Genomic DNA, 7,124 nt, shown 5'->3' with positions numbered 1-7,124 from the left:
AGTTAGACAGCTATTTGAAGGATTGAGTACGGTATTGCAACTCAATCCTTTTAATTTTGGCGTATTTTAGGCGTTGGGCGGTCATCGGTTTTCGTGGTGGGCGAAGTAAAATCGACCACCTCTTGATTGAAATGTTGAGGTATTTAGTCAAAAAAATCTGCACCTTACTCAGTTACATATTCAGTCTAACTTTTGGGGGCAGCTCATTGACAAAAGGCTTTAGTCTCGATTGTAGAAGTAGAAGGTGTTCACCGTTTACAGCATTGATTTATCTCTTACCGCTCCCTTATCTGCAGAGGTAGCGAAGTGTCCGAATACTTTTAACGCAAAGGAAACTTCTCGCTGGCGATTAATAGGTTTCCAGCCTCTCATATCTTGTTCAGAACGGCGTTGTGCAAGCTCGGACTCAGGTACCAGTAGTTCAATAGTGCGATTTGGAATATCAATCTCAATAGTATCGCCATCTTTCACTACACCAATCAATCCGCCAGCGGCAGCTTCTGGTGAAACGTGTCCGATTGACAGCCCCGATGTACCGCCTGAAAAACGTCCGTCCGTTAATAAAGCACAGGCTTTGCCCAAACCCATTGATTTTAGATAACTAGTTGGATAGAGCATTTCTTGCATACCAGGTCCGCCTTTTGGTCCCTCGTAGCGGATTACGACAACGTGTCCTGCTTGGACTTTTCCGCCTAAAATCCCTGCCACAGCATCATCTTGGCTTTCAAAAACAATGGCTTTGCCTGTAAATTTTAGAATACTTTCATCTACACCTGCGGTTTTTACAATACAGCCATCAAGGGCGATATTGCCTGATAACATTGCCAAGCCACCATCTTGGCTGTAGGCAAATTCTTTCGAGCGGATACAGCCATTTTGGCGGTCATCATCAACACTATCCCAGCGGCAATCTTGAGAAAAGGCTTGCGTTGTGCGAATACCTGCTGGACCTGCTCGGAAGAATTGATGCACAGCCTTATCAGCGGTCAGTTTTATATCAAATTTTGCAATTTGTTCCGCAAGGCTTATTCCTAAAATCGTACGAGTTTGATTTTTCAATAATCCTGCCCGATCAAGTTCACCTAAAATCGCCATAATACCGCCTGCTCGGTGTACGTCTTCCATATGGTATTTACTTGTATTAGGGGCAACTTTAGATAAGCACGGAACATTGCGAGATAAGCGGTCAATATCCGCCATTGTGAAATCGACTTCTGCTTCTTGAGCGGCGGCGAGTAAGTGTAATACAGTATTAGTTGAGCCGCCCATTGCAATATCCAAGCTCATTGCGTTATCAAATGCGTCTTTTGTGGCAATAGCCCGTGGTAAAACAGAAGCATCATCTTGCTCATAATAGCGTTTACAAAGTGTTACAATTTGCGATCCCGCTTGTAAAAATAGCTGCTTGCGATCAGCGTGCGTGGCGAGCATTGATCCGTTACCTGGCAAGCTAAGCCCAAGTGCTTCGGTTAAACAGTTCATTGAATTGGCAGTGAACATACCTGAGCAAGAGCCACAAGTTGGGCAGGCAGAACGCTCAATGGCATCAACATCTTGGTCAGATACATTTTTATCCGCACTTTGTACCATTGCATCAACTAAGTCTAGCTTGATAATTTGATCAGACAGTTTCGTTTTTCCTGCTTCCATTGGACCGCCTGATACGAAAATGGTTGGGATATTTAAACGCAACGCTGCCATTAACATACCTGGGGTGATTTTGTCGCAGTTGGAGATGCAAACCATTGCATCAGCACAGTGTGCATTGACCATATATTCGACACTATCAGCAATTAAATCACGGCTTGGTAATGAGTAGAGCATACCGCCATGTCCCATTGCAATACCATCATCAACAGCAATGGTGTTAAACTCTTTTGCCACTCCACCTGCTTTTTCAATTTCTGCTGCGACTAGCTGTCCCATATCTTTTAGATGGACGTGTCCAGGTACAAATTGTGTAAAGGAATTGACTACTGCAATAATCGGTTTACCAAAGTCATTTTCTTTCATTCCAGTTGCTCGCCACAAGGCTCTTGCACCTGCCATATTGCGACCTTGTGTCGATGTCGCTGAGCGTAATTTAGGCATAAAATCTCCAAATATTTATATTGTTTAATTATCTTGTATCAGTGAGCCTTTTAATTGATGACTATTTTTAATTAGTGAGGCAGTTTGGCAAATGCTTGAAGTAAATCTGCTTTAAGATCGTCAATGTGTTCAATACCGACTGAAAAACGCAATAAATTGTTCGTAATGCCTCGAGCAATTCGTTCCACTTCTGGAATATCCATATGGGTTTGAGTTGAAGGATAAGTAATGAAACTTTCTGTACCACCTAAACTTTCGGCAAAAGTAATCAATTTAATGGCTTTTAAAAATATTGGCACCCATTCTTCTTTCTGCAAGCGGAAGGATAACATTCCACTTTTACCCGAATATAACACACTCTCGATCTCTGGTTGTTCATTTAAGAATTTGGCGAGTTCTGTTGCATTTGCTTGGTGGCGTTGCATTCGTAATGCCAGTGTTTTCAATCCTCGTACTGCAAGGTAAGAATCAAATGGCGAGAGTACCGCTCCTGCACAATTTTGGAAATAGAATAGGCGTTCAGAGAGCTTTTGTCCTGCTTCATTTTGAGTTGCTTCAGAATCTTTCGCCACAATTAAGCCTGCCAATACGTCATTATGTCCAGAAAGGTATTTTGTTGCACTATGAATCACAATATCAGCACCTTGTTCAATGGGACGGAATAAAACAGGGGTTAAGAATGTGTTATCTACAATTAACATTAAGTGGTGTTTTTTCGCAATTTTTGAGATTGCTGCAACATCACATTCTTCCATCAATGGGTTTGAGGGAGTTTCGATAAAAATGGCTTTTGTATTCGGCGTAATCGCCGTTTCGATTGCCTCTAAGTCTGCTGTATTGACATAAACAGGTTTTACCGTATTGTGGTTTTTATGGCTAAAATCAAACAAGCGGTACGATCCGCCATAGACATCACGAGAAATAATCCATTCATCAGGGGCTTTAAAAAGCGACATCACTAACTGAATTGCGGCCATTCCTGATGCCATCGCAAAACCTGCGTCCCCACCTTCTAAATCGGCAATGCCTTGTTCAAGCACGGCACGAGTTGGATTTTTTGTTCGAGTATAATCCCAGCCTGTTGATTCGCCTAATCCATCTCGCCCATAAGCGGTAGATAAAATGATGGGCGTTGCCACCGCTCCTGTGCGGGGATCCGTACGATTTCCCATTTGGACTAATGTTGTCTCAATATTGTTGTATTTAGTCATTTTGTTATACCTTTCAATTGGGAAAATTTTATAGACTATTCAAATCTAAAACATCGGTCATATCAAATAAACCGTGTTGTTTGCTGACAAGCCATTTTGTTGCACGGACAGCACCATTGGCGAACGTCATACGGCTTGAGGCTTTATGAGTGATTTCTACTCGTTCCCCTTCATCAGCAAACCAGACACTATGTTCCCCAACTACATCACCTGCACGAATAGTGGCAAAACCAATTTCATCAGCCTTACGCTCGCCAGTAATGCCATCACGAGTAAAAACACCATGCGTTTTTAAATCACGTCCAAGCGTTTTCGCAATATGCTCACCCATAGATAGTGCCGTACCAGAAGGCGCATCAACTTTGTGGCGATGATGAGCTTCGATCACCTCAATATCACAATAATCGCCCATAACCTTTGCTGCTTTTTCGAGCAGTTTAAAAACAAGGTTTACGCCTACGCTGTAATTGGAAGCAAAGACGATGGCAATTTGGGTGGACGCTGCTTTGATTGAGAGTTTGCCTGCTTCATCAAACCCTGTTGTGCCAATCACCATTTTTTTGTTGTTTTCAAGGCAAAATTTGAGATGTTCTAGCGTGCCGTCTGGACGAGTAAAATCAATTAATACATCAAAATTTGGATTTTGGCTTAATTCATCATTAATCTGAACGCCAATTAAACCAATACCTGCCATTTCCCCAGCATCTGCCCCAACAAGGCTTGATCCTTTACGCTCAAATGCAGCACCCAATTCTACACCTTGTGTATTCTGTACTGCCAAAATGAGGTTACGCCCCATTCGTCCACCAGCCCCTACAATACCCACTTTTAAATTCATATTTTCCTCTTTAAGTTTTTGCCATCACATATCAGCCATTTTGTAAAATTTTTGGCTAAACTCACCGCTTGCAGATCATTCTTCTAGGACAACTTTCGCAATGTAATCCAGATGGCGGTAGTGTTGGGCATAATCAATTCCATATCCCACCACAAATTCGTCAGGAATGGCAAAGCCAACCCATTCCACAGGCACTTCCACTTCACGGCGTGAAGGTTTATCTAATAATGTGCAAATTGAGATGGAACGAGGCTCTCGTAAATTCAAAATCTCACGCACCTTATTTAAGGTAAAGCCTGTATCAATGATGTCTTCAACAATTAACACATCTTTTCCATAAATTTCACCGTCAAGATCCTTTAAAATTTTAACGTCTCGGCTGGACTCTGTGTTTGAACCATAGCTAGAGGCGGTTAAAAAATCGATTTCTATCGGCAGGTCAAGCTGGCGAACTAAGTCTGCCATAAACATAAAAGAACCTCGTAATAAACCGATCACTACGAGCTTTGGGCTGCGATTATGTCGATAAAAATGGCAAATTTCTTTGGCTAATTCACCAATACGTTGTTGTACCTCTTGGCGAGGAATTAATATTTCAATATGATGTTTTTTCATATAAATCTCTTATCTGATTAGGTTAATTAATATTAAAAGCCTCTGTATACGGAATAATGCCACGTTTGAGCATTCGAGAAACACCATTGTTGTAATGCGTTCCAAAACGAAGTTCAAAATTAATACCAAAGTGGTTGTTGTAATAGATATCATTGATGGTATCGTGTTTGCCTTGTGGTGTGGAAGCCAAAGAGCGAGCTGTGTACAGCGAGACATTCCAGCAACAGCTGTTATAAGTAATGCCGAACTGACTCTCCACAGGCTTTTTTAATGCGATATCTTGGTAATATCCTACCATTAATGATACATTATCAGTCAGTTCCCAACCTGCCGTCATTCCAACTTGCTTAATATCTTGCCCATAGCGATTATGACTTAAGTTTTGATCGATATAATTTTTACTTGCATAACGATAATTAAGCTGAATAACTTTATCCATATTAAGTTTAAACTGCAACGACATATTGGCTAAGGCGGTTTCATTTAAGCGAGTGTCATATTGATAAGTACTATGCCAATTCCAATGTTGATGTAATTTCCAATTGGATTCAATCGCCCAAGAGGAGGAGCGTTTAGCGGTACTGTTTCCAGCTAAGCTATCCACTCTAGATGGGTTTAAATGGTAGATTTGTCCTGCACTTAAATTGAAAATTTCTGCACCTGTTTTTGAATTAAACAAACGTGTAGTACCGCCTAGCGTAATTTGGTTTGCTGAGGCAATACGATCTAGACCGCTATAGCGTCTGTCTTCAAACAGCGAGAAGTAATCCTGTTGTAATAATGCTGAATCATAACCTAACCCCAAATTATACCGACTGCTTGGACCAATCACTTTTTGATCGACATAAGGTCGGTAAAGATATTGTAATCTTGGTTCTAGCGTTTGATTGAAGGTATTAAATAACGGTTTGGTTGCCACAAGTGTTGTGCTTAAATCAACTTTTAGTTGTGGCAATACTCGAGTAACATTTTTTTTGATTTTTTCGACCGCTTGCTGTCCTGCTTGCTGAGCATACTGGGTTGCATAAAGTTTTGTTTCAACATTGACACTCCCCAAACGACTCACAAAAGGTATATCCAATGCAGGTTCTAAATGAAAGCGCCAAGCTCGAGGCATTTCGTGGCTGTTATTTTCAAAGCGAGCAATTTGAGCAAACAATGAAAAATTTGTACGATTAAGCACATTACGCTGGTAGAAATTAAAATCTATTTGAGGGAAAACACGGTAAGGTTTGCTTCCTGATTCATCAAACGTTTGAAATTTCTTTGCTGTGATTGAGATATTATAGCGAGGCTGATAATAACCCAATTTAAAATGCTGACTGGCATAGCCATCAGTGTTATGACCATATTGGGAATTAAAGTCGGAAAAATAGTGTCTGTCGCTGACACGAGTATAATCTGCCGTAAAACGCCAATTGGTTAAAAAATTGGCGTTGTGCTGCCAAAATAAAAGATGACGAGAGCGATCTTTATTTCTCCAACTTGGCAATTCATCATCATGCAGATATTCAGCAGCTATTTTTCCTTCACCAATTGGCATTAGGTAGCGATATTCTGGACTAATTTGCCAGCCTCTGCGTGAAAAATAGGTTGGTGTAATGGTCATATCTGCGTTAGAGGCAATATTCCAATAAAAGGGCTGCGAATAGATATAACCGTCTCGGCTTGAGTGTGAAATATTCGGAATTAATAATCCTGAACGGCGACGGTCTCCAATCGGAAATTGTAAATAGGGCGAATAGAAAATCGGTACGCCCATCACTTTAAAGCGTGCGTGCCACATTTCAGCGTATTCTTCCTCAATGTGTTGCACCATTTCACTTGCGTCAATTGCCCAAGCGTTGTCATCAGGTAAACAGGCTGTAAAAGTCGCATTTTTCATTCGGCGGCGAGTCTGATTAACCACAACATTATCTGCCTTTCCTCGCCCTTGCCGCCCAACGAGCTGGTAATCAACTTGTGCCAGTTCGCTCTCTAAATGGGTGAGATTGACACGAGCATCACGTCCTGTTGCGTGAATTAAGGCATCTTGATAAGAAAATGCACCTCGCAGATAAGCATTGCGTGAATGCTCACCGTTTTGCTCAACATTCACTTCCTCTGCATTCAATAAGCGATTACCTTGTTGAATATCGACATCACCAATGTAAGTCGCTTTATTAAGTTGGTGGATAATCGCACGATCAGCCTCAATATAAATAGGCAAATTAGTTTGATCGCCTTGAATCACTTCGCCTGTAAATTGCGGCACGCCTAATAGACACTGATGTTTTAAATCTGCGATTGCCAATTGGCTATAGCTGGCGGTGATGATCGTAAAAGTCAGCAAACTATAATGATGCAATCTCATAATTATCCCTTCTCTT

At 41.3% G+C, this 7,124-nt stretch carries 5 protein-coding genes; all 5 read right to left on the bottom strand.

Annotated features, from left to right (window positions below):
* Positions 1-255: 255 nt before the first annotated feature.
* The 5 genes from ilvD to lptD all read right to left on the bottom strand — a co-directional run bounded on the left by ilvD (position 256) and on the right by lptD (position 7,108).
* On the bottom strand, positions 256-2,091 hold the full coding sequence (ilvD, locus tag EV693_RS09350; RefSeq protein ID WP_132502101.1) for a dihydroxy-acid dehydratase: 1,836 nt from the start codon (positions 2,089-2,091) through the stop codon (positions 256-258).
* Between the two features lie 71 nt (positions 2,092-2,162).
* Complete coding sequence (locus EV693_RS09345) at positions 2,163-3,302, bottom strand: methionine biosynthesis PLP-dependent protein (RefSeq protein WP_132502100.1); 1,140 nt, start codon at positions 3,300-3,302, stop codon at positions 2,163-2,165.
* A 28-nt stretch (positions 3,303-3,330) separates the two neighbouring features.
* The gene (gene dapB / locus EV693_RS09340) at positions 3,331-4,140 is read right to left on the bottom strand and encodes a 4-hydroxy-tetrahydrodipicolinate reductase (protein ID WP_132502099.1); all 810 of its coding nucleotides are present in this window, start codon (positions 4,138-4,140) and stop codon (positions 3,331-3,333) included.
* 75 nt (positions 4,141-4,215) lie between these two features.
* Entirely contained in the window at positions 4,216-4,755 is a 540-nt protein-coding gene (gene hpt / locus EV693_RS09335; RefSeq protein ID WP_132502098.1) for a hypoxanthine phosphoribosyltransferase, read from the bottom strand.
* 22 nt (positions 4,756-4,777) lie between these two features.
* Positions 4,778-7,108, bottom strand: coding sequence for an LPS assembly protein LptD (gene lptD, locus EV693_RS09330; protein ID WP_132502097.1), 2,331 nt, complete (start codon positions 7,106-7,108; stop codon positions 4,778-4,780).
* Positions 7,109-7,124 lie beyond the last annotated feature (16 nt).

It is taken from the genome of Nicoletella semolina, assembly GCF_004345745.1.
GTDB lineage: Bacteria > Pseudomonadota > Gammaproteobacteria > Enterobacterales > Pasteurellaceae > Nicoletella > Nicoletella semolina.
The sequence above is the reverse complement of the archived record's forward strand: the minus strand, read 5'-3'. Positions and strand labels throughout refer to the sequence as shown.

What these genes read in the sequence shown, in the direction of transcription:
- ilvD (WP_132502101.1), bottom strand. Translation starts at nt 2,091, where the DNA reads ATGCCTAAATTACGCTCAGCGACATCGACACAAGGTCGCAATATGGCA.
- EV693_RS09345 (WP_132502100.1), bottom strand. Translation starts at nt 3,302, where the DNA reads ATGACTAAATACAACAATATTGAGACAACATTAGTCCAAATGGGAAAT.
- dapB (WP_132502099.1), bottom strand. Translation starts at nt 4,140, where the DNA reads ATGAATTTAAAAGTGGGTATTGTAGGGGCTGGTGGACGAATGGGGCGT.
- hpt (WP_132502098.1), bottom strand. Translation starts at nt 4,755, where the DNA reads ATGAAAAAACATCATATTGAAATATTAATTCCTCGCCAAGAGGTACAA.
- lptD (WP_132502097.1), bottom strand. Translation starts at nt 7,108, where the DNA reads ATGAGATTGCATCATTATAGTTTGCTGACTTTTACGATCATCACCGCC.